Source organism: Staphylococcus epidermidis (genome assembly GCF_006742205.1).
Classification (GTDB): Bacteria; Bacillota; Bacilli; order Staphylococcales; family Staphylococcaceae; genus Staphylococcus; species Staphylococcus epidermidis.
The window spans coordinates 1,864,290-1,888,218 of the sequence record NZ_AP019721.1; the positions used below are offsets into that span (position 1 = coordinate 1,864,290).

16 protein-coding genes are annotated in these 23,929 nt (G+C 31.7%); 5 read left to right on the forward strand and 11 right to left on the reverse strand.

Going from position 1 to position 23,929, the window contains the following annotated elements; genetic code table 11:
• The first annotated feature begins 261 nt into the window (after positions 1–261).
• The gene (locus FNL83_RS09085; protein ID WP_001829320.1) at positions 262–456 is read left to right on the forward strand and encodes a YjzD family protein; all 195 of its coding nucleotides are present in this window, start codon (positions 262–264) and stop codon (positions 454–456) included.
• Positions 457–634: 178 nt separating this feature from the next.
• Here the strand turns inward: FNL83_RS09085 and clpB are convergent, their stop codons facing one another.
• The 3 genes from clpB to FNL83_RS09100 form a co-directional block, all read right to left on the reverse strand.
• Positions 635–3,244, reverse strand: a complete 2,610-nt coding sequence (clpB, locus tag FNL83_RS09090; protein WP_002489842.1) for an ATP-dependent chaperone ClpB — start codon at positions 3,242–3,244, stop codon at positions 635–637.
• 208 nt (positions 3,245–3,452) lie between these two features.
• A complete protein-coding gene (locus FNL83_RS09095; RefSeq protein ID WP_001829283.1) occupies positions 3,453–5,276 on the reverse strand; it encodes an acyltransferase family protein in 1,824 nt (607 codons plus the stop codon).
• A 394-nt stretch (positions 5,277–5,670) separates the two neighbouring features.
• Positions 5,671–5,979 (reverse strand): metal-sulfur cluster assembly factor, encoded by a 309-nt coding sequence (locus FNL83_RS09100; protein ID WP_001829290.1) that lies wholly within the window; start codon positions 5,977–5,979, stop codon positions 5,671–5,673.
• A gap of 112 nt (positions 5,980–6,091) precedes the next feature.
• Here FNL83_RS09100 and FNL83_RS09105 point away from each other — a divergent pair, with 112 nt between their 5' ends.
• Positions 6,092–6,913, forward strand: a complete 822-nt coding sequence (locus tag FNL83_RS09105) for a Cof-type HAD-IIB family hydrolase (protein WP_002456959.1) — start codon at positions 6,092–6,094, stop codon at positions 6,911–6,913.
• A 77-nt stretch (positions 6,914–6,990) separates the two neighbouring features.
• The gene (locus tag FNL83_RS09110) at positions 6,991–8,307 is read left to right on the forward strand and encodes a CoA-disulfide reductase (RefSeq protein ID WP_002456958.1); all 1,317 of its coding nucleotides are present in this window, start codon (positions 6,991–6,993) and stop codon (positions 8,305–8,307) included.
• Positions 8,308–8,502: 195 nt separating this feature from the next.
• On the opposite strand, the gene FNL83_RS09115 is transcribed toward FNL83_RS09110, so the two are convergent.
• The 8 genes from FNL83_RS09115 to FNL83_RS09150 all read right to left on the reverse strand — a co-directional run bounded on the left by FNL83_RS09115 (position 8,503) and on the right by FNL83_RS09150 (position 20,963).
• Entirely contained in the window at positions 8,503–8,904 is a 402-nt protein-coding gene (locus FNL83_RS09115; protein WP_002456957.1) for a YisL family protein, read from the reverse strand.
• Positions 8,905–9,259: 355 nt separating this feature from the next.
• On the reverse strand, positions 9,260–10,165 hold the full coding sequence (locus tag FNL83_RS09120; protein WP_001831933.1) for a fumarylacetoacetate hydrolase family protein: 906 nt from the start codon (positions 10,163–10,165) through the stop codon (positions 9,260–9,262).
• Between the two features lie 198 nt (positions 10,166–10,363).
• Positions 10,364–14,020 (reverse strand): helicase-exonuclease AddAB subunit AddA, encoded by a 3,657-nt coding sequence (addA, locus tag FNL83_RS09125; protein ID WP_054828577.1) that lies wholly within the window; start codon positions 14,018–14,020, stop codon positions 10,364–10,366.
• On the reverse strand, positions 14,007–17,486 hold the full coding sequence (addB, locus tag FNL83_RS09130) for a helicase-exonuclease AddAB subunit AddB (protein WP_002456955.1): 3,480 nt from the start codon (positions 17,484–17,486) through the stop codon (positions 14,007–14,009). Before addB ends, addA begins: the two co-directional genes overlap by 14 nt.
• A gap of 119 nt (positions 17,487–17,605) precedes the next feature.
• The gene (gene lepB / locus FNL83_RS09135; RefSeq protein ID WP_002456954.1) at positions 17,606–18,181 is read right to left on the reverse strand and encodes a signal peptidase I; all 576 of its coding nucleotides are present in this window, start codon (positions 18,179–18,181) and stop codon (positions 17,606–17,608) included.
• 18 nt (positions 18,182–18,199) lie between these two features.
• Positions 18,200–18,721 (reverse strand): signal peptidase I, encoded by a 522-nt coding sequence (gene lepB / locus FNL83_RS09140; protein WP_002456953.1) that lies wholly within the window; start codon positions 18,719–18,721, stop codon positions 18,200–18,202.
• Positions 18,722–18,724: 3 nt separating this feature from the next.
• On the reverse strand, positions 18,725–19,300 hold the full coding sequence (locus FNL83_RS09145) for a TVP38/TMEM64 family protein (RefSeq protein WP_002469530.1): 576 nt from the start codon (positions 19,298–19,300) through the stop codon (positions 18,725–18,727).
• A gap of 331 nt (positions 19,301–19,631) precedes the next feature.
• A complete protein-coding gene (locus tag FNL83_RS09150) occupies positions 19,632–20,963 on the reverse strand; it encodes a glucose-6-phosphate isomerase (protein ID WP_001831993.1) in 1,332 nt (443 codons plus the stop codon).
• A 345-nt stretch (positions 20,964–21,308) separates the two neighbouring features.
• Here FNL83_RS09150 and FNL83_RS09155 point away from each other — a divergent pair, with 345 nt between their 5' ends.
• The gene (locus FNL83_RS09155; protein WP_001832499.1) at positions 21,309–22,514 is read left to right on the forward strand and encodes an argininosuccinate synthase; all 1,206 of its coding nucleotides are present in this window, start codon (positions 21,309–21,311) and stop codon (positions 22,512–22,514) included.
• Positions 22,504–23,895 (forward strand): argininosuccinate lyase, encoded by a 1,392-nt coding sequence (gene argH, locus FNL83_RS09160; protein WP_002439068.1) that lies wholly within the window; start codon positions 22,504–22,506, stop codon positions 23,893–23,895. Before FNL83_RS09155 ends, argH begins: the two co-directional genes overlap by 11 nt.
• The last annotated feature ends 34 nt before the right edge of the window (positions 23,896–23,929 follow it).

Consider the following 23,929-nt stretch of genomic DNA (forward strand, 5'->3'; position numbering starts at 1 on the left):
AATTTTTAATACCAGGTATTAATTTAACATATTCATGTTTTTAAACTCAAGCAGAGAGCCTCCCAATCAATACAAAACATTTCCATTATGTATTTTAACAAACTTCACTAAATACATCTTTATAATTGCAACATACTCTAATTTCTTATTTTACTTTTAATTAAAAGTATGAGATAACCAACGTCTTAGATTTATACTATACAAATAAGATATTATCACTTAAAATAGAGTTAACGAATAAACAAGTGGAGGTTATATAATATGAGATACCTCATGACATTCATTTGGGCAGTATTGTTACTTCAAATGGTTAATTTCGTATTGAATAGCTTAAATAGTGGACCAGAACTAAATGTAATTAATCCAATTATTATTGCTGTCATCTTCACTATTGTTGTAGCTATTTTAGATCCAATTCTTAAGCCGTCTAAAGGTTCAAATCAATACGAATCTTAATTCTTTAAATAATAGTGTAGGAGGGCATGAATGCTTGTCCTCCTATAACATGTGTTGAAAAGATTGATATTAACGTATTTTTAATTCAATCATCAACTGCCTTTATATTATAAAAGAGCCCGGGACATAGTTTTATGACCCGGACTCTTTTTATTTTACAAATTAATATTTTGCTAGATTAAGACGTAGGTTTAACAACCTTAAAATCAAGTTCTTTATTGTCATTTAAATCTACTTTAATTATTGTACCTTCAGGTAGACTTTCTTTAATCATCATACGTGCAATTGGAGTTTCTATTTGTCGTTGAACAAAGCGTTTTAATGGTCTTGCACCAAATTGTGGTTCATACGCTTCTTCACCTAGCCATTTTTTCGCTTCTTCTGTCACTTCAATTGAGATATGTTGATCTAATAATCTCATATTTAATTGTGTTAAAATTTTATCTACAATCATACTCATATCATTAACTGATAATGGTTTAAATAACACGATGTCATCCATACGATTTAATATTTCAGGTTTGAAGTATGCATGTAGACTGTCCATAACTGCTTTCTCTGTATCATCACTAATTTCACCAGCATCTTTTACATTTTCAAGTAATACTTGTGAACCAATATTACTAGTCATGATGATAATGGTATTTTTAAAGTCAACACTTCTACCTTTAGAATCCGTAAGACGACCTTCATCTAGTATTTGAAGTAATACATTAAAAACATCGCTATGTGCTTTTTCAACTTCGTCTAACAAAATAACTGAGTATGGATTACGTCTAACTGCTTCAGTTAATTGACCACCTTCATCGTGACCTACATAACCTGGAGGTGCACCAATTAAACGTGATACAGCATGTTTTTCCATATATTCGCTCATATCAATTCTAATCATATGTTTTTCAGAATCGAAAAGTGATGAAGCAAGCGATTTTGCTAATTCAGTTTTACCTACTCCAGTAGGTCCTAAGAATAAGAAACTTCCGATTGGTCTATTCGGATCTTTAATTCCAGCACGTGCTCTAACTACTGCGTCTGATACTAAATCAACTGCTTTATCTTGACCTACTACACGTTTGTGTAAGATGTCACTTAAACTTAATAGCTTTTCTCTTTCTGTTTCCACAAGTTTAGATACAGGTATACCTGTCCATTGACTAACTATGTCGCCTATTTCTTCATCTGAAACGACTTCACGAATCATTCTTTCACTATCTTCGCCAGTTTCATCTTGAAAGGCTTCCTCAAATTTTTGCAATTCTTTTTCTAATTGCGGAATTGTACCATATTGTAATTCTGCTGCTTTTTCAAGATTACCTTCTGTTTGTGCATCTTCAAGAGCTTGACGACTACTATCTAGTTCAGCACGTTTTTCTTGTACTTTAGCAATTTTTTCTTTTTCTTGTTCAACACGTGATTTTAAAGAGGATTGTTTTTCTTTTTCATTAGATAATTCCTCTTGAAGCTCTTCTAAACGATGTTTACTTGCGTTATCAGATTCATTTTTCAAGGCACTTTCTTCAATTTCTAATTGCATTACTCGACGATTTACTTGGTCTAACTCTGTTGGATTTGATCCCATTTCTGTACGTATTGTCGCACACGCTTGGTCGACTAAATCTATAGCTTTATCTGGCAAAAATCTATCGGTAATATATCTATCAGATAGCTCAGCCGCTGCAACAAGTGCACGGTCTTGTATACGTACACCATGGTAGACCTCATAACGTTCTTTTAGACCACGTAAAATTGATATTGTATCCTCAACATCAGGTTCACTGACCCCAACTTTTTGGAAACGACGTTCTAATGCTGAATCTTTTTCAATATATTCACGATATTCATTTAATGTCGTAGCACCTATACAATGCAATTCACCACGCGCAAGCATTGGTTTCAACATGTTTCCTGCGTCCATAGCACCATCAGTTTTACCAGCGCCTACTAACATATGAATTTCATCAATGAATAAGATGATTCGACCTTCAGATTCTTTTACTTCTTTCAATACTGCTTTTAAACGTTCTTCAAATTCACCTCTATATTTTGCACCTGCAACTAAGGCACTTAAATCAAGCTCGAAAATCGTTTTATCGAGTAATGATTCTGGAACGTCTTTACGTACAATTCGTTGTGCTAAACCTTCAACAATTGCAGTTTTACCTACACCTGGTTCACCGATTAAAACCGGATTATTTTTTGTTTTTCGACTTAATATACGAATTGTATTACGTATTTCTTCATCTCTACCGATGACAGGGTCCATTTTACCTTGACGTACTTCTTCTACAAGATCACGACCATATTTTTCTAAAGCTTCATAGTTTACTTCTGGATTTTGAGATGTCACATGATTTCCCCCTCTAACTTTAGTTATAATTTCTTTTATCACTTCTACTTTATTGCCGACCCATTTTTGAGTAGTTTCATCAGTATCTATGGCTGCACGTAATATATGCTCCATAGAAATAAACTCATCTTCATAGGACTTCATATATTTCTCGGCTTTGTCTAATAATTCATTTGTTTTAGCACTAATATACTGTCCATACTGAACATTGTCACCTTGTACAGTTGGATAATGACTTAATTGATTATCGTATGCTTTTATTAATTGATCAACATCAATATTTGCTCGTTCTAATATACTTTTAAATAAACTATCATTTTCATTCATTGCAGCTTTTAACAATGCTTCAACTTCAATGTTTTGTAATTCATATTCTTTACTGTACGCGACTGCTTTTTGTAAGGCACCTTGTACAGCATATGTCATTTGATTAATATCCAAATTATTTCACCTCTATCATTAAGAGTAGATCAATATAGAGAAATCAAATTTGACTTTGACTTTCTTTGACCTTAACTATATTATAGACCTTCCTATCTATTTAATCAACAATAAAAGCTTATTTTTTCATTTTATTACGACATAGAAATGAAAAAAGAGAAAGAACTTAATTCCAAATGAATAGAGTTCTTCCTCAATGATTAATTTATTATTTCTTCTTTATATTTTTTAATATCTCATCTGTCAATGCCTCTACGCCATCATTTTCAAGATGGATTCCGTCTGGAGCAAAATACTCTGTATGCCCTTTTGAGCGACTATACCAATCAATTAGGGTTACATTCTTTTTATTTTTAGCTGCTTTTGCCATCAACTCATTAACATGACTTTCATATGATCTTGGCACTCTTGTATTCACAAGATACACTTGTGCTTTGCCAAATTTGTCAATTAAATTATCTAATTGTTCTTTTGTAAAATCACCATTTGTACCTAACTCAAGTATGATTTGGTCTGATGGTTTATTATAATGTCTATATTGATTTTTAACGAGGCTCTCGGCCTGATAGAGTTGACGACCGACTTTGCCATCGATTTTAGCTTTGGGTACTTTCGTTTTAAATTGTTCCCCTATATCTACCATAACTGAATCACCAATTAATAATGGCTTAATTTGTGTATATACATCATTGTCTTTCTTATTCTCTTTGGTTTTACCATCGCTAGTTAACGAAATATTATCAATCGGTATCATATGAATAAGATATTGATCAGCCTCGTTTGTATTAAATGTTTGTGCTTTATTTGAAATTGTATCTTTTCCGAATTTATCGAAAGCTCCAACTAGTATAAAAATAAAAGGTAACAACATAATTAACGTTACAATTGTTCTAATAAACTGAGGTTTGTAAGTTTTTTTAAATGTAAAAGCCTTTAGACCTTCCTTTCTTAATGGCGTTTCAACATATCTAAATGATAATTCGGCTAATAATACAGTAATTACGATATCCATAATATAAACATAAGTTGGTAATTGACCATCAATAAAATAACTATGAATAAAGCTAATTACAGGAAAATGCCATAAGTATAAACTGTATGAACGCTTTCCAATGTAGACAAATAAAGGATTTCCTAATAACTTAGCTAAAATTGTCGTTGGATGAACAACACTTGCAATAATTAGCAAAGTCATTGTTGAAATAAGATAAAATCCACCGTTATAAATCCAATCACTTTCATCACTAACAGTAAAGAATAATAGAATTAAAAATGTAAGTCCTATGATACCCGCACTATTAATCACAGTTTTTAATCCTTTAGGTGGATTGGGATTTAATTTAAAAGGTGGCCAGATAAATGCTAGAAGTACACCTAAAAGCAGTGTCTGCAATCTTGTATCAGTTCCAAAATATACTCTAGAATGGTTCAAGTGAGGTTGAGAAATAACAACCATCATTAATAATGAAACCAGGGATATGATCCAAAACATCAGTATGACATTTTTCTTTTTCTTAACTATTGCCATAAATAATAAGAGTACTGCTGGGAAAAAAAGGTAAAACTGCTCTTCAATGGCTAGTGACCATAGGTGCTTTAAAGGCATAAAAGAAAATTGCTCGAAATAATTGACATCTTTAGCAATATACCACCAATTAGATACGTAAAATATTGCTGCTATCATATCATGTTTAACTCTTACAATATGCTCGGGGTGCAATAATAAAGTTGCAATTCCAACTACTACTATTAATGCAAATACCGCTGGTAATAACCTTTTAATACGACGAATCCAAAAATTTTTAAGATTTATTGTTCCAGTATCTTCATACTCTTTAAGTAATAAGCTCGTAATCAAATAACCTGAAATAACAAAAAAAGTATCTACGCCTAAAAAACCACCTGTTAACCATTGTTTATTCAAGTGATAAATAATAATACCAATGACTGCAATTGCTCGCAAACCATCTAATCCAGGCATATATCGTATTTTTTTAGCAGAGCGATATTCATTATTTAATTTTTTTCTCATTGTTACATTCTTCCCTATTAATAATAAATTTCGTTAGACAAGTAACTTTTTTACTAATCAATTTCATAAGACGAACGCTATTGCTTCTAATCAACTTATTCAAACAAATTTTATCTCATTTAAATTAACAAGGTCATTCTCTTATGTTATAGCTATCCCTATCATATAGCGCACGTTTCCATTGAATTAATTATCATACTTCGTAAGATATACCTCATTAAAAGGTTATAAGTCTTAAGTATTGTAATACATTTGTAATATTAATTCAATTTTATTATAGGCCCAATTTATAAAAATATTAAATGAACATACGATAATTCTTATTGAATTTTCTTTAATAATTAAAAAGGATAGCTACATCATTATTCCAAACAATGAGTAGCTATCCTTTATATTATCCGATGCCTAAAGCTATTTTGGCATATCGTGACATCATATCTTTATTCCAAGGTGGACTCCATACAATCATCACTTCTGTATCAGAAATTTCAGGAATCTCAGCCAAAACACTCTTAACTTGTTCAATAATTTGTGGTCCTAATGGACATCCCATCGAAGTCAATGTCATTTCAACTGTACATAAACCTTCATCATCAACATCAACTTTATATACTAAACCTAAATTAACGATATCTATCCCTAACTCAGGATCTATTACCATTTCAAGAGCGCCTAAGATACTATCTTTTAGTGCTTCTTCCATCAGTATCACCTCTTTAAAATTTTCTTTACACCAATATATCAAATATCCGACAAAACGCCAATAAAATGCTATGATACTGTTACATGATAATTAACAACACAAGGAGTAATATATGCAACCTTATTTAATTTGTCTAGATCTAGATGGTACATTATTAAATGACAATAAAGAAATCTCACCTTACACTAAACAAGTATTAACCGAATTACAACAATGTGGACACTACGTTATGATTGCTACTGGAAGACCTTATCGCGCAAGCCAGATGTATTATCATGAACTAAATATGAGCACACCTGTTGTTAACTTTAATGGAGCATTTGTACATCATCCAAAAGCAAACGATTTCAAAGTGATACATGAAGTACTTGATGTAGAAATTTCTAAAAATATTATTACAGCACTTCAACAATCTCATATTACAAATATCATTGCTGAAGTAAAAGACTACGTCTTTATAAATAGTTATGATCCAAGACTTTTCGAAGGTTTTTCAATGGGAAATCCTAAAATTCAAACGGGTAATTTACTTGAAAATCTTAATGAAGCACCTACGTCATTACTTGTTGAAGCAGAAGAAGAAAATATTCCTGAAATTAAAGATATGTTAACACATTTTTATGCAGAAAATATTGAACATCGTCGTTGGGGCGCACCGTTTCCAGTAATAGAAATTGTGAAACGTGGGATTAACAAAGCACGTGGAATCAAGCATGTTCAAAACTATTTAAACATCGCCGACGATCATATCATTGCGTTTGGTGATGAGGACAATGATATAGAAATGATAAAGTTTGCGACCCATGGCATTGCAATGGCCAATGGCTTGAAAGATTTAAAAGAAATAGCAAATGAGACTACGTTTAGTAATAATGAAGACGGAATAGGTCGTTATTTAAATGACTTTTTTAATTTGAAAATGCGTTATTATTAAGTTGAATAAACAATCCAAGTGATGATTAAAAAGGCATACGTGTTTCAATATCATACATATATAAAGGAGAGACAGCTATGAATAAAATTATAATAGTCGGTGCAGTTGCTGGTGGTGCGACTTGTGCAAGTCAAATTCGAAGATTAGATAAAGAGAGTGAAATCATTGTTTTTGAAAAAGATAGAGACATGAGCTTTGCTAATTGTGCATTACCTTATTATATTGGCAACGTTATCGAGGACCGTCGTAAAGTTTTAGCATACACGCCCAATCAATTTTATGACAAAAAGCAAATCACTGTAAAAACATACCATGAAGTTATACAAATCAATGATGAGAGACAAAAAGTTACTGTCTTAAATCATCAAACTAATCAAACTTTTGAAGAAAGCTACGATACATTGATTTTAAGTCCTGGCGCATCTGCAAATCGATTAAACACTCATAGTGATATCTCATTTACTGTGCGAAATCTCGAAGATACTGAAACAATTGATACCTTTATTACGAATACCAAAGCACAACGTGCACTTGTTGTTGGCGCGGGTTACATCTCTTTAGAAGTCCTTGAAAATTTACATCATAGAGGTTTGGATGTCACATGGATTCATCGCTCTACAAATATTAATAAACTGATGGATCAAGATATGAATCAACCCATCATCGACGAAATAGAAAAAAGAAATATCACTTATAGATTTAACGAAGAAATTAGTCACGTCAATGGACATGAAGTTACATTCACATCTGGTAAAGTTGAAAACTTTGATCTTATTATCGAAGGTGTAGGTACTCATCCAAATTCACAATTTATTAAATCATCTAACGTCATACTGAATGATAAAGGATATATCCCAGTAAATCATAATTTCCAAACAAATATACCAAATATTTATGCATTAGGTGATGTTATTACTTCACATTATCGTCATGTGAATTTACCGGCACAGGTTCCACTTGCTTGGGGAGCACACCGTGGTGCAAGTATTATAGCTGAACAACTTTCTGGAAATTCGTCTATTCACTTTAAAGGTTATCTAGGAAATAATATAGTGAAATTTTTTGACTATACATTAGCAAGTGTTGGCATCAAACCAAATGAACTTAAAAATTTCGATTATGATATGGTTGAAGTTAAGCAAGGAGCTCATGCAGGATATTACCCAGGAAATTCACCACTACATTTACGTGTTTATTTTGAAAAAGACTCGAGAAAACTTATACGCGCAGCAGCAGTTGGTAAACAAGGTGCCGATAAAAGAATAGACGTATTATCAATGGCAATGATGAATAATGCTACTGTGGATGATTTAACAGAATTTGAAGTAGCATATGCACCTCCTTATAGTCATCCAAAAGATTTAATTAATTTAATTGGGTATAAAGCGCAATAACATTCCACACAAATCATAATTTATGAATAGAATGGGAGAAATAGCAAGAGTGACTATTTAGGAAAATGAACTTATAATTTTCATATAAAAAGACCAAAATGAATTTTTTGAATTCATTTTGGTCTTTTTTTTAGGAATAATATGATGTTCATACTTCAATAAATATAAATCGTACGTTATTGTATCCAAGCATGTTTAACTTATTCCAAATATTTTAGAAATTGGGCCCCAAGGTAAAATAACACCAATAGCCATTGTAATTATGATTAAAATAATAGTAATCCAAAAGAATTTATGGCTAGTCTGTTGTTTTTTTCTTTTAGCAATAGAAATTTCCATAAATGCGATAACAGCTAAACCACATAACATTTTTAAAGTAAGTAGCATATGATTTCCACCTTCACCATTAGAGGCAGCCATAAACTCTTCGATTAATTCCCAAAAACCAGAAATTAATGTTAATAGCATGAATAATCTTAATGCCATATGCAAAGGCTTATAATAAGGTGATGCACCTTGCGTTTGTGAATAATTTAAATAAGTTGCGATAAATAAAATAATTGCTAATACCCAACTTAAAATATGGACATGTAACATGTTTGTCCCCCCATCTTTTTATTTCTAAATCATCATAACATATTTCTAAATATTTGATGATTCCATTACTTCAATTTTTATCAATAATTAAAATAATAAATATTTTGATAAGTATACAAAAAAGTCTAGAATAAAAATAATATCCCAGACTTTTTTAACGAATAGTCATTCGATGACTGAACTAAAAATGTATTAATATCAAGTTTTTGAACAGAAATTTTAAAATAAGCAAATTAAATTCCAACGCTCAACACATAGAATTACACTAAAATTTCTACAGACAAAGCAAGTTAGGGATTAGGGAGTAACATATTTACTCCACTCCCCTTTAACTTTTTAAAGAATTGTATAACTCTTAATTTTTAGATATATATGTTGTTAAAGTGCCAATATTATCTATAGTTACTTTGACTTCATCACCTGGTTGTAAAAATTGTGGTGGTTGTAAACCAGCACCCACACCAGCGGGTGTACCAGTTGCAATGATATCGCCTGGATGTAAAGCTACATATTTTGAAATCTTTTCGATGAGTTCATCTATTTTTAAAATCATCTCACCAGTGTTGCCATCTTGTCGAATTTCGTTATTCACTTTTGTTACGATATTTACATTCTCTGGCGCAGGTAATTCGTCTTTGGTTACTATATAAGGGCCCATTGGGCATGCCCCAGTTAAACTTTTTGATAAGAATGCTTGATCATGTGAACTTTGCGCAGTACGATCTGTAATATCATTGATAATTGTGTACCCATAAATATAATCTAAAGCTAATCCTCTAGGAATCTTTTCGCCTGATTTTCCAATTACAATTCCAAGTTCGCCTTCATAGTCCAATTGTTCTGTAATATCTTTATGATTAGGAATTGTTGCTTCATCACCAGTTAAAGATGAAGCCGCTTTAGTAAATACGTATAAACTATCAACTTCATGATTTAATTCACTAGCATGATCTTCATAATTTCTACCAAATGCAATCACATTATTAGGAGGTGTCACTGGTGGTAGAAAATCAATATCAGTGAATAAAAGTTTAAATTCCTCATCTCTTCCACTTTCTTCTGCTGCGACAACTGCTTTTCGAACTTGCTCTTGAAAGTCTAAAGTTTGATTTTGCTGTAAACCTGCAATTAAAGTTTTAGGATTAAAGTCTTTGTCCCCAAACTCAGCAAAAACCATTGGTAAATCCCAAACAGCATCTTCACGTTTTACTTTAACACCATATGAAGTTCTGTCATTATGTTTGAATGATAGAAATTTCATTCATAATCAACTCCTCATCTATATCTTATTACATATTATAACTATATCTAAGTTCAAATAACAAATATAAAAGTAAGAAAATTAAGAAAGTTTATTTGTAAGCTTAATAACAGACATATATACAGTGAAACCGTGTTTTCTTGGTTAGGATGAAAACACGGCTTATTGTTTCCCACTTTATCAAAGTAACTTTGAATTTTAATCATCTATTTCTAATGTACCAAATTTGAAAAAATATAAGTAACCCTTTACAGGTCGTTTAAGTATGGTTTCTAAAGTATTTCGATAATACGTCATTTGTATCTGATATTTTTCTTTGAGCTGATTCCCTATTTCTTCATCACTCATACCTTTTCTTCTATTAAAAGCATCTGTTTTGTAATCAACAAAGTAAAATTGTCCGTCACTTTCATATATTAAATCAATCATACCTTGAATAATGGATACATCTTCATCTTCACTTGTAAGTCCATCAACTTTAATTTGATTTACCACAAGAGGTAATTCAGTATAAACATTGTCAGCTTGAGCTATTTCCATATAGAGAGGGCCATCAATGAAATGCATAATCTCATCTATTCTAATATCCTCTTTTGCATCTTCATCAATAAGTTGTTTGTCAATCAATCCATCGATATATTGGAGTAATTCGTCTTTTGTTAAACGTTGTTCTCTAAAAGGTAAGTGTTGCATGACTGTATGCATTAAAGTCCCTATTTCATTTGCTTTTCTTTTTTTTGTTTGGGTAAGAAACTTGGGTCTTTCATATGATGCAACACCAATACGATATTGACGTACTCTATCATAATTTGTATTACTTTCTTCAGTTTCTAATTGGCGTTTTAACTCTGATACCGACTGTTTAGATGGTTTCATCGTGTTAACTTTAAAAGGATAGTCATAAGAAAGCTGTTGATGAATTTTAATTTTCACATCTTCATTACCAGTATTTATGGCCTTTAATTCTTCGATTGTTCTTATTTCATTATCATTGACCACTTCTTCAGTTGAAACATCCTCGTAATGATCAATCACTATTGATACGCGTGGCTTCACTTCAGAATTTAATTGATCAATATCTCTTTCAAATCTTTGATCATTTGGCAATGAAGGCGATTGATGCTTAGCCAAAATACCATAAATTAGAACAAATGGATTTGTGGCAGTAAGGCGTTCATTAACTGCTATATGTGTGTCTGAAACAGCTAATTTTTCATATTTAATTAACGATTTTTCATCTTTGACTCTTCCAACTAAAATAAGTTGCTCTTTTGCTCGTGTCAACGCAACATAGATTAAACGCATCTCTTCTGATATAAGTTCTTTTTCATTTATTGCTCTATATGCCACAGAGGCAAGCGAAGGAAAAGCCATATCTTTATTTACATCAAAATAATCCATACCTAAACCATATTGTTGATTTAGAATAACTGGTGCATTCAGGTCACCTTTGTTGAATTTTTTAGATAATCCTGAGTAAATTACAAATGGAAATTCTAATCCTTTACTACTGTGAATCGTCATCATTCTAACCACATTATCGTTAGGACCTACGACATTTTCTTCACCAAAATCTTTTTTACGATCAATAAGCTCATCAATAAAACGAATAAATTGGAATAAACCTCTGAAACTTGAATTTTCAAATTCAACAGCTTTATTAAATAGCCCATACAGATTCGCTCTTCTACCTTTACCTCCAATAAGACCGCTAAAGTACTGAATTACAAAATGATCATTATAAAATTTATCAATTAATTGGTAAACCGGTTGACTTTGACTATAATTTTGATATTTTTGTATATCCTGAATAAAACGATTTAACTTGTCAACCAATCTAGAATCAGCTTTTTCATCAATCATATAATTTTTTATAGATTGATAAAAGTAATCATCATGAGGGCTTACAACTCTTATTTTAGCTAATTCTTCTTCAGTAAATTGATATATTACAGAACGCATCAAACCCACTAAATAAATGTCTTGAAGTGGATTATCTATTGTTCTTAAAAATGAAAGAACAAGACGTACTTCAGTTTGCTCAAAATATCCTTCCTTACTATTTACGTGAAAAGGGATATCATTATTTTTAAAAGCTTGTTGAAGATTACGAGCTTGACCAAAACTTCGCTCTAAAATTACGATATCTTTATATGTTGCTTTTCTGTATTGACCTGTTTTCATATCGTATACGTTTTGATGATTAATAATATCTTTAACTTGCTCAACAATGTAATTCGCTTCTTGTTCACTTCCAGTTAAGTCACTATTTTCTGAACTTGCCTCAATAAGTGCCCGTAATTGAACAGGATGTGAAACTTCGTCATATGGTGCACCAAAATACAATTGCGCTGCATCATCATATGAAATTTCTCCTACTTGTTCATCCATCATATGTTTGAACAAATAATTGGTTGTAGATAACACTTCCTGTCTCGAACGAAAGTTTTGCGATAAGTCAATGCGTAAGCCACTTTCAGTTCCACTACTAGAAAAGCGATTATATTTTTCAATAAATAAACTGGGATCAGCTTGTCTAAATTTATAAATAGACTGCTTCACATCCCCAACCATGAACAAATTACCATCGTGTTCTTCACCAGTTTTAATACAAGATAATATTTTTTCTTGCACTCTATTAGTATCTTGATACTCATCAACTAGGATTTCTTTAAAATGTTCACGATACGTTTCAGCGATACGCGAAGGCGAGCCATCTTCGTTAGTAAGAATGCGTAATGCAAAATGTTCATAATCTGAGAAATCCAAAATATTACGACTTCGTTTTTGAACACCAAATGATTGAATCACGTCTTGAACTATTTGAGCTAAATAAGCCACTCGATGTGCGAGTTGTTGCATATCTCTTTGCAAATCTTCTGCATTTCTAGAAAAATAATCATTTTTTACTTTCATAACTAAAGATTTATATTTATCATAATGTTGTTTTGCTTCATTTAAAGCATCTTCCATGCCTTCATTTGCTTCTTTTATCTTGCTATTTATTGCCGGAAAACGACTCATAAATTCATGTTGTGTGATAACATCTGTATTTAATACTTTACCTTCAATGGCTTTAGTAATAAACATGCGTTCGGTTTCAATAACTTCAAGCTGCTTATCAACACTTTCCATCATTGAGAATAAGTCATAACTTTTTTGTAATTCCTCATATCCTGCTTTCATAAAAATCATTGCTAAATCATTGATAAGCTGCATTAATTCTCGCTGTTTATTTTCTTCTTTGTATGGTTGCGCTAATTGATTGAGCCATTCAAATGGTTGAGGATTAGCAATACTGAAAAAATATAACTGCTTAATAATACTTCTAAATTGATCATCATTCCTATCTGATGATAGTTGTTCGGTTAATTCTATAAAGTGAGGATCTAATTTATCATAGTGTTGTTCTAAAACATCATCAATAGTTTGTTCTAATAATAATATATTTTCCGCTTCACTACTTGTTCTAAAATGAGGATCGATATCTAATACGTCATAATGCTGCTGAATCAATTTCAAACAGAAACTGTGTAAAGTAGAAATCTGTGCTTGATGAATTTTGATTCGCTGATTCTTTAAATGTTCATTGTTAGGATCCTTAAAAGATGCTTCTTGTATACGTTTATCAACTCGATGCTTCATCTCACGTGCGCTTAAATTCGTAAATGTTACAACTAGTAACCGATCTACATCTACCTCATCTCTTAGTATACGTTGTATAATACGCTCAACTAGAACGGCTGTTTTTCCGGAACCTGCTGCAGCAGCAACAAGTATGTCCTGTCCTTTCGCATAAATACTTTGCCATTGTGCATCTGTCCAAATCACATCTTGAGGTTTAGTTGGAATCATGTCTTTCACCACCTTCATTTCTTAATTGTTGAATTAAATCTAATGGTTTTATCGATTCATCTACTGTTCTATAACGCTTACTATCTATTAATCCGTCTACATGACAAACTGATTTATAATTACAAAATTGACAAGGTAATACTTGTTTGTACTTCAAGGGTGCCACTTCCGTATGTCCATCCATAATGTGGGTGGCTGTCTCGATAAAATTCTTCTTATTATGTTCTATTAATTGATAAATGATGTTTTCATCAGCTACTTTACTACTACGCTGATTTATAGCGCCTTTAGCTGTTAATGCTATTGGAACAATATCCGAATTATACTTTGGTTCAAGTCTAATATCTAAAGCGTCTAACACTTCTTGGTCACGATTAAGCAAACCACTCATTTTAAAGTTTTTGATATAGTCTTTTTGAAATTGGTCTTCATCTATATCTGCCCAACTTTTAAATTTAATGCGCGGTTCATGGACATGGAAATAAAGTAGACCCCCTGGTTTCACAATATCTGTAAGACCTAAACGTTCCTTGTTTTGTAATACAATATCCATGTAGGTCATCATTTGCATTTGCAAACCATAATAAACTTTTGTTAAATCGAGTGTTGCACTACTTTCTGAAGATTTATAATCAATGATATTGACATAACTATGATCACCTTTTGTATATGTATCAATACGATCGATTTGACCTCTTATATTAATCGGAATTCCCTGATTGGTAATCAGTGGTTGTGCAACAAGTTCACCTTTGTTTTTAGGTGATTTTCTAAATCCTGTTTCAAATCGTTGAGGTACAAATTTAGAGTACTCCCCTTGATATTTAAGTGCCTTTAAAGTTGTTTCAACGATTGATCCAATCTTTTTAGATAAATATTTATAATACGCAGACGAATTTAACAAATTAAACTGTACTTTAGGTAAAATAAGCTCTAATGCTTCTTTAGTAAGTGATTGAATATTCTTTGTATCTAAATTCTTGAAGTCACCATAAATTCGATCGGAAATATATTTTAAAACTGAATGGAAAATATCTCCTAAGTCAAAATTTTGTAATTCATATTTAGTGCGTTCATTTAATCTTAAACCGTGCGAGGCATAATGTTTAAAAGGACATTGTTGATAACCTTCAAAACGAGACACACTAGCGTTGATAGTTTTACCATAAAGTTGTTGTGATAAGGTTTCATTTAATTGGACAGTCTCGTTATCATATGTCAATGACGTCGTAAGATAATCTAAACCTTGATTTAATTGATCATCGTCTCGAATAGCTAAATATGCATCCAACCAACGAATATCTATGTCTTCATGGTCTAACCAACCTCTTAAATATTCAAAAAGCTGAATTTTAGTTTGATGTGAATGTTGCATCATTAATAATGGTTGCGCTTTATGTAAATCTTGTAGATTGGTGATTTCTAAATCATAAAATAATTCTTTAATTTGTGTTAAAAAAGGACTAATTTCCTTCTCATCTCCAGAATTCCCCATTAAACTATATGAAAAAGTAACGCTTTGTTGACTCCTTGTCATAGCGATGTAACATACAAACGCTTCATCCATTTGCAGTATATCTGAAGTTGGACTTAACTCTACATGTGCATTGTCCTCAACATATTTTTTCTCTTCATCTGTAATCAAACTTGATGAAGATACAGTCTGTGGTAATGTACCATCATTCATCCCAACCATATAAATATGTTTTTTATTATCAACTTTCGCTAAATCCATTGTACCGATACTAACTTGATCCAAAGTTTGAGGTATCATAACAAACTCTAATTGCTCTAAACCTATATCAAAAACATCTAAAAATTGTTGAAGTGTCATTTCCTGATCATCAAATACAGTAACTAAATCATCTAAAATTTGTATTAAACCATTCCATACTTGGTCAATTTCTTCGGCTTTTTCTGTTAGACCCGCTAACTCTAATTCATCACGTTGAGTCATTAACTGACTCGGTAGTTCAAAATACTCCAAACTTTCATAAAATGACGTAGCATAATCTTTAACTGTATGCGCTTCATTCATAGCTTGTTCGAAATGTAATACTTTATCTATAACATTCGTTTTAAGTTTAATTACTTCTTTGTATAATGCTTGATGTTCTTCAGTTAGTTGATGTGATTTACGTCCCATTCTACTAAACTGATCAATACTAAAGATATCTTCATCTAACCAACGTTTACCATAAATACCACGTTCTAAAACGAAATTTTCCAGTAAATCAATTAAATAGCTACTTCTTTTAAATTGAGACGTTAAAACATTCGTTTTAAATAATCGTAACATTGCATTAATATGCCAATTTGAACGTATCACTTCCAATAAAGAACGTAACATTTCCATGATAGGATGATGTGTCATAGACTTTTTAGTATCAATGTTAAATGGTATATCATATGAAGGAAGTATTGACTCGAATAGATATGCATACGATTCATCACGGTATAATATAGCAATGTCCCTGAATTTATAATCTGCTTCTCTGACATCTTTTAAAATACGTCGAGCTACTTCATTTATTTCTTCTCTCATGCTTGAAGATTCAAATATTTTAACATGATTTTGATGATGTTTAGGCGTAAATTGTAATGCATCAAACCCATTTTCAAGATTCTTTAAATCATCATTTTTATAGCGATAAAATGTATTAAAATATGTTTTATTTAGATTTATATTTAAACGATTAGCGATATCCTCCAAATGTGATAAAACTTCAGATGGCTTTCTAAACAAACTAAATGGATGATGGCTGCCATCGGTCGTTAATAACACAGTCACCTGTTTGGCGTGTTGAACAAGTGCTTCTATAATTCTATATTCCAATGTAGAAAAATTATGGAATCCATCAATAAATACTTCAGCCTTTTTTATCCACTGAGATTGAGATAGTATTTCAATGAATTGTTGCAAACTATCCTCTGTTGTTATAAATTCACCATTCATTCGTGATTCTAATTGTTTATAAATAAGAGAAATATCTTCTAATTTATGTTTTGTTCTCGTTTGTACTGAATGATTTTCTATCAATTGATCTAAGTGTTCAGGAGTGACATTATATTTTTTAAAATCTTGAATTTGCTCAGCTAACTTTTCGCTTAAACCATAGTATTGAGCTTGTGAACCATACAATTTCAAATCAGACTCATGTTGTTGAACAATATGGAAAATCATCATTTCTAAAGCGGCCTTAGATAATCGTTGCTCTGTCAAACCACCAACTTCTTGAAAAACACGATGACTCAATCTTTCAAAGTGAAGTACTTCAGTTCTCAAACTACCATGAAGTTCGGAATCATTTACAAATGCTTGCTCTAATTGAAAAGTACTCTGAGTAGGTGCAATTAATACTATAGGATCACCCAGCGGGTCTTGCTTCATTTTATTTTTTATTTGATTAAGCATGGCTGTTGACTTTCCTGTACCTGCTCGACCAATATATGTATTAAATTCCATAACATTCCCTCACTCCTTTATTATTAATCATATCACACAGGTGTATTTTCTAAGAAAAACAAAAAAGAGATTTCTATTTTTAAAACGCATGAATAGAAATCTCCAAAGTTGATTGATATTTAATTTTTAGTGTTATTTGGATTGAAGTTAGATTTAAATTCACTGAAAGGCCAATATCTAAGCGATACCTTTCCAACAATTTGGTCTTTGTCAATTAAACCAAATGAACGACTATCTTTACTTACCTCACGGTTATCTCCCAAAACTAAATATTTACCTTTAGGAATAACATTAGATTGAGGATTAGCATTTGGTAAATTTTTTGTTTTGAAACTACCTGTGATATACTCAGCTTGCTTACGTTTCTCATTATAGTTCAAGTATGGTTCTGATTGTTTTTTACCATTAACATAGAGTGTATCATTTTTATATTCAACACTATCTCCTGGAGTTCCAATAACTCTTTTAACATAATCATCTTTTTTATTAGCATGAAATACAATGACATTTCCTTTTTCAACGCCACCTAATTTATAGCCAATAATATTTACCACTACACGCTCCCCATCTTTTAATGTAGGATCCATTGAATCACCTTTAATAGAATATGATTTCCCGACAAATTTAGTGATTAGGGCAATAAGTGCAATGGCAACGGCTATGGCAACAATCCACTCTAAAATTTCTTTTTTCAAAGTCTACACCTCTTCTGGTTATTTAAATTGATAGTTAAATTCTTTAAATGGATAATATTTTAAACTGACATCTCCAATGATATCTTTCTTATCTATTAAACCATAGGTTCTTGAATCAGTATGTTTGTTATTATTATCATTTAAAACAAAAAATGCTCCCGGTGGAATCGTATCACCATCAGAATTTTTAATTTCTCTTAATGTAATGTCTTTAATATGCCTATCTTTCATATATGGTTCATTTACTTGTCTATCATCGATATTAATACGCTGCGATTTAATACTCACAGACTCACCAGGCTTTCCTATAATTCTGCTAAAATAGGTTTTGTTATTATGCCTGTACATGATTATATCACCACGTTGAATAAGGTCAAACGTGACTTTAATTTTATTAACTATTACTCTATCTCCCGTTTGCAAGGTCGGTGTCATGCTATTATTTGATATCACAGCGCCTACGATTATAAATGATTGAATGAATATTACAATAATAATTGCAAAAGTAAAGGAAATCAAATATTTAATCAAATGTTTCATGTTTTACTCCTTGGTAGAACCCATAAAATACTTTTCTACCTTTTTGCTAATAAACCATAATACTACAAGTAACACTATCATAATAAGCGCTCTTAATGGATTAGTAAATATGGTGAAAATTTCTTTTCCCATTACTCCTAGAATAGTAATTGAAATCAATTTGGAAATAACTAATACAAAAAAATAATATTTTATTTTGATGTGAGATAAGCTCGCAATAATATTTATTAATGTATTGGGTGTAAATGGAAAGCATAATAATACGAATAAAGGGATAAGCCCTTGTCTATCTATGAAGCTAATTAGCCTTTGAACAGACTTTCTACTTTTTAATTTTTTCATTCTTATTGTATTCACAAATTTCTTACAGATAAGAAAGACAGTAAAAGTACCTGAGACGATACCTAGCCAACTGATAATTATACCTGGAAACAATCCATACGCATGTATTAATAGCACGACGTACAAAGTGAGAGGCAACACAGGTACAATGGCTCTTAAATAAAGCATGATGAACCCAGGAATATATCCGAATTGTCGAAATGCGTCAAACCATTCTTCTAACTGAGAAAGCGACAATACATCAAATCCTTTCTTAGGGTTGTATTACTTATTCATTATAGTTGTAAATGATATTTTTTGAAACATTAAAATTAGGTCAACAACATAAATCAGACTTAGGTAGGAATTAATAAATCTATATATTGATATCTAATTCATCAATTTTGTTATTCCATTCTTTATCGAAACTCTAATGAATTGAATATTTATTATTTCCTATCTGAATTTGACTTCTTACTAATCTGACGTTAATCAATTTTCATTTACTCTTATTAATACACATAATAAAAATGAGCCTAGATAATCCTAGGCTCATTTTTTAAGTTCAATATTTAAGTTCAACTTGAAATTATAAACGATTTTCTAATTCTTTTTTCTTATCTTCAAAGCCTGGTTTACCTAATAGTGCAAACATATTTTGTTTATAAGCTTCAACTCCAGGTTGATTAAATGGATTAACACCTAATTGATATCCACTCATTGCACAAGCTAATTCAAAGAAATAAACAACATATCCAAATGTTTCTTCATCTAACTGAGGAATATTTACAACGATATTTGGAACGCCACCATCGGTATGTGCAAGTAATGTACCTTCAAATGCTTTAGTATTCACTTCATCGATTGATTTGCCAGCAAGATAGTTCAGTCCGTCTAAATCATCTGCATCCTCTTCAATTTTGATATCATGTTTTGGATGGTTGACCTTAACCACTGTCTCGAATAAGAAACGACGGCCCTCTTGAACATATTGTCCTAAGGAATGTAAATCAGTTGTGTAATTCGCACTTGATGGATAAATACCTTTGAAATCTTTCCCTTCTGATTCACCGTATAATTGTTTCCACCATTCGTTGAAATACTGCATAGACGGTTCGTAATTAATTAACATTTCAGTAGTATAACCTTTGCTATATAAAATATTTCGAATAGTTGCATATTGATATGCGATATTTTGATCTAAATCATCAGAAGATAACTCTTCACGTGCCTTAGCCGCACCAATCATGATTGATTCAATATTGATACCTGCAGTTGCAATTGGTAGTAATCCTACAGCTGTAAGAACAGAATAACGACCTCCCACATCATCAGGTACAACAAACGTTTCATAACCCTCATTGTCTGCTAATTGTTTAAGTGCACCTTTAGATTTATCTGTCGTTGCAAAAATACGTTTCTTAGCTTCATCTTTTCCATATTTTTCTTCAACCAATTGTTTAAATAATCTAAATGCAACTGCTGGTTCTGTCGTAGTACCTGATTTTGAAATAACGTTAACTGAAAAATCTTTTCCTTGTAAATAATCAAGTAATTCTTTTGTATAACTTGAGGATAAATGATTACCTACAAATACAATTTCAGGGTATTCCGTATTTGTTCTAAATGAAGATGTAAGCATCTCGATTGCAGCACGTGCACCTAAGTATGAACCTCCAATACCGATAACAACAAGTACATCGGAATTTGATTTGATACGTTTAGATGCTTCGACGATTCTAGAAAATTCTTCTTTATCATAATCAACAGGTAAATCTAACCAACCTAAAAAGTCATTACCTGCTCCTGTACCTTTATGAATAGTTTGATGGATAGTTTTAACAATATCCTTTTGCTGATCTAGTTCATGCTTATCAAAAAATTCTAAAGTTTTGCCATAGTCTAATTGAATGTGAGTCATCTTATTGCCTCCTGTTATAAGTACTTATACTAATTCTACTAAGTTTAGATGCGCTATTCAATTCTCAAGGCTAACTTATCACAGGAAAATTATTTTTTATGTAACCTTTCATTCATAAAAAAAGTTATTTTTAATATCAAAGGTCACACCACCACTTTCGATATACAATTTACAGAAATTTTAAAATATATATAAAAGCCTTTATAACAGTATTTCAAACAAAATATCTAAATATAATCAGATTTAAAAATGAATATTTATGTAAAATAATGGTTTTATTTTCATTATCAATCTGATATGATAGATGCATATTAATAATCATAAAAAATTATTTGAGGTGTAAATATGAAAGATAAAATCGTTTTAGCATATTCAGGTGGTTTAGATACAAGCGTTGCAGTTCAATGGCTTATTGATAAAGGATATGATGTAGTTGCTTGTTGTCTTGACGTAGGCGAAGGCAAAGATTTAGACGTTGTATATCAAAAAGCTTTAGATATGGGTGCAGTCGAATGTCATATTATTGATGCAACTAAAGAATTTAGTGATGATTATGTAAGTTATGCTATTAAAGGAAATTTAATGTATGAAAATGCATATCCTCTAGTTTCAGCATTATCACGTCCACTCATCGCGAAAAAACTGGTTGAAATTGCTGAAAAAACAAATTCTATTGGTATTGCGCATGGATGTACTGGTAAAGGTAATGATCAAGTACGTTTCGAAGTGGCAATCAAAGCTTTAAATCCTAAGTTAAAAGCATTTGCACCTGTTCGTGAATGGGCTTGGAGCAGAGAAGAAGAAATTGATTACGCAATCAAACATAATATTCCTGTTTCAATCAATTATGACTCGCCATACTCAATTGACCAAAACTTATGGGGGAGAGCTAATGAATGTGGTATTTTAGAAGATCCGTATGCCGCACCTCCGGAAGATGCATTTGATTTAACTACACCTTTAGAAGAAACTCCAGACAATGCAGACGAAATTATCCTTACATTTAAACAAGGTATTCCAGTACAAGTTGATGGCAAAGATTATCAATTAGATGACCTTATTCTTTACTTGAATCAACTTGCTGGCAAACACGGTATTGGTAGAATCGATCATGTTGAAAACAGAATGGTCGGGATAAAATCGAGAGAGATTTATGAAACACCTGGTGCGGAAGTTATTTTAAAAGCACACAAAGCACTAGAAACAATTACATTAACTAAAGACGTAGCGCACTTTAAGCCTGTCATTGAAAAACAATTTTCAGAACAAATATACAATGGTTTGTGGTTCTCACCATTAACAGATAGTTTAAAACTCTTTATCGATAGTACTCAACAATATGTTGAGGGAGATGTGAGAATTAAATTATTTAAAGGGAACGCTATTGTCAATGGCAGACAATCTCCTTACACTTTATACGATGAAAAATTAGCTACTTATACAAAAGAAGATGCCTTCAATCAAGAATCAGCAGTAGGTTTCATTGATATTTATGGTTTACCTACACAAGTTAATGCATTACTTCACGGGGGGTATAGTAATGAGCAATAAAGCTTGGGGTGGCAGATTTGAAACTCAACCCGAAGAATGGGTTGATGATTTCAATGCGTCAATTGATTTTGATAAAAATTTAATTAAACAAGATGTTCAAGGTAGTATTGCACATGCAACTATGCTCGCTAAACAACATATTATTACAGATGATGAAGCTCAATCCATCATTAATGAGCTTAAAAATATTCAAAGTGACTTTGAAGAAGGTAAACTTAAATTTAAAGCTTCTCTCGAAGATATTCATCTTAATATTGAGCACGAGCTTATTCAACGTATTGGCGAAGCTGGTGGAAAACTGCATACTGGTCGTAGCCGTAATGATCAAGTTGCCACAGATATGCATTTGTATACTAAAGAACAAGTTCAATACATTATTGAACTTATAGCGTCGTTTCAAGAAACAATTGTACAATTAGCAGACCAGCACGTTGACACAATTATGCCTGGATACACGCATTTACAACGTGCACAACCCATCTCGTTCGCACATCATATTATGACTTACTTTTGGATGTTAGAAAGAGACAAAGGTAGATTCATGGATAGTCTTAAACGTATAGATATCTCACCATTAGGTGCTGCAGCTTTAAGTGGAACTACACACCCTATAGATAGACATCTGACTCAAGAACTTCTAGGATTTGCAAATCTGTATGAAAATAGTTTAGATGCTGTCAGTGATCGTGACTATATCGTTGAAACATTGCATCATATTTCACTCACTATGGTACATCTATCACGTTTTGCAGAAGAAATCATTTTTTGGTCGACTGATGAGGCAAAATTTATCACTTTATCAGATGCGTTTTCTACTGGCTCATCTATTATGCCACAAAAGAAAAACCCTGATATGGCTGAACTAATAAGAGGAAAAGTCGGACGTACTACAGGACACTTGATGAGTATGTTAGTAACACTTAAAGGCTTACCATTAGCTTATAATAAAGACATGCAAGAAGATAAAGAAGGTTTATTTGATGCTGTACACACACTTAAAGGATCTCTTAGAATCTTCGAAGGTATGGTTGCATCTATGAAAGTTAATTCAAACCGTTTAAATCAAACAGTAAAAAATGACTTTTCAAATGCAACAGAATTAGCAGACTATTTAGTCAGTAAAAGTGTACCTTTTAGAACCGCTCATGAAATCGTTGGTAAAATCGTATTAAATTGTATTCATAAAGGTATATACCTATTAGACGTACCTTTAAGCGAATATCAAGAACATCATGAGAATATTGAGGAAGATATATATGATTATTTAACACCTGAAAATTGTCTCAAGCGTCGTCAAAGCTATGGTTCAACTGGTCAAGAATCAGTAAAACATCAACTAAAAGTCGCAAAAGCATTATTAAAAGACAACGAATCAAAATAGTTATTAAAAATAATAGCCATCTAAAATTACAAAA

Bases quoted from the DNA above. Each gene is read 5' to 3' on its own strand.
- FNL83_RS09085 (WP_001829320.1), top strand. From the start codon at position 262: ATGAGATACCTCATGACATTCATTTGGGCAGTATTGTTACTTCAAATG.
- FNL83_RS09095 (WP_001829283.1), bottom strand. From the start codon at position 5,276: ATGAGAAAAAAATTAAATAATGAATATCGCTCTGCTAAAAAAATACGA.
- FNL83_RS09100 (WP_001829290.1), bottom strand. From the start codon at position 5,979: ATGGAAGAAGCACTAAAAGATAGTATCTTAGGCGCTCTTGAAATGGTA.
- FNL83_RS09105 (WP_002456959.1), top strand. From the start codon at position 6,092: ATGCAACCTTATTTAATTTGTCTAGATCTAGATGGTACATTATTAAAT.
- FNL83_RS09110 (WP_002456958.1), top strand. From the start codon at position 6,991: ATGAATAAAATTATAATAGTCGGTGCAGTTGCTGGTGGTGCGACTTGT.
- FNL83_RS09115 (WP_002456957.1), bottom strand. From the start codon at position 8,904: ATGTTACATGTCCATATTTTAAGTTGGGTATTAGCAATTATTTTATTT.
- FNL83_RS09120 (WP_001831933.1), bottom strand. From the start codon at position 10,165: ATGAAATTTCTATCATTCAAACATAATGACAGAACTTCATATGGTGTT.
- addA (WP_054828577.1), bottom strand. From the start codon at position 14,020: ATGATTCCAACTAAACCTCAAGATGTGATTTGGACAGATGCACAATGG.
- addB (WP_002456955.1), bottom strand. From the start codon at position 17,486: ATGGAATTTAATACATATATTGGTCGAGCAGGTACAGGAAAGTCAACA.
- lepB (WP_002456953.1), bottom strand. From the start codon at position 18,721: ATGAAACATTTGATTAAATATTTGATTTCCTTTACTTTTGCAATTATT.
- FNL83_RS09150 (WP_001831993.1), bottom strand. From the start codon at position 20,963: ATGACTCACATTCAATTAGACTATGGCAAAACTTTAGAATTTTTTGAT.
- FNL83_RS09155 (WP_001832499.1), top strand. From the start codon at position 21,309: ATGAAAGATAAAATCGTTTTAGCATATTCAGGTGGTTTAGATACAAGC.
- argH (WP_002439068.1), top strand. From the start codon at position 22,504: ATGAGCAATAAAGCTTGGGGTGGCAGATTTGAAACTCAACCCGAAGAA.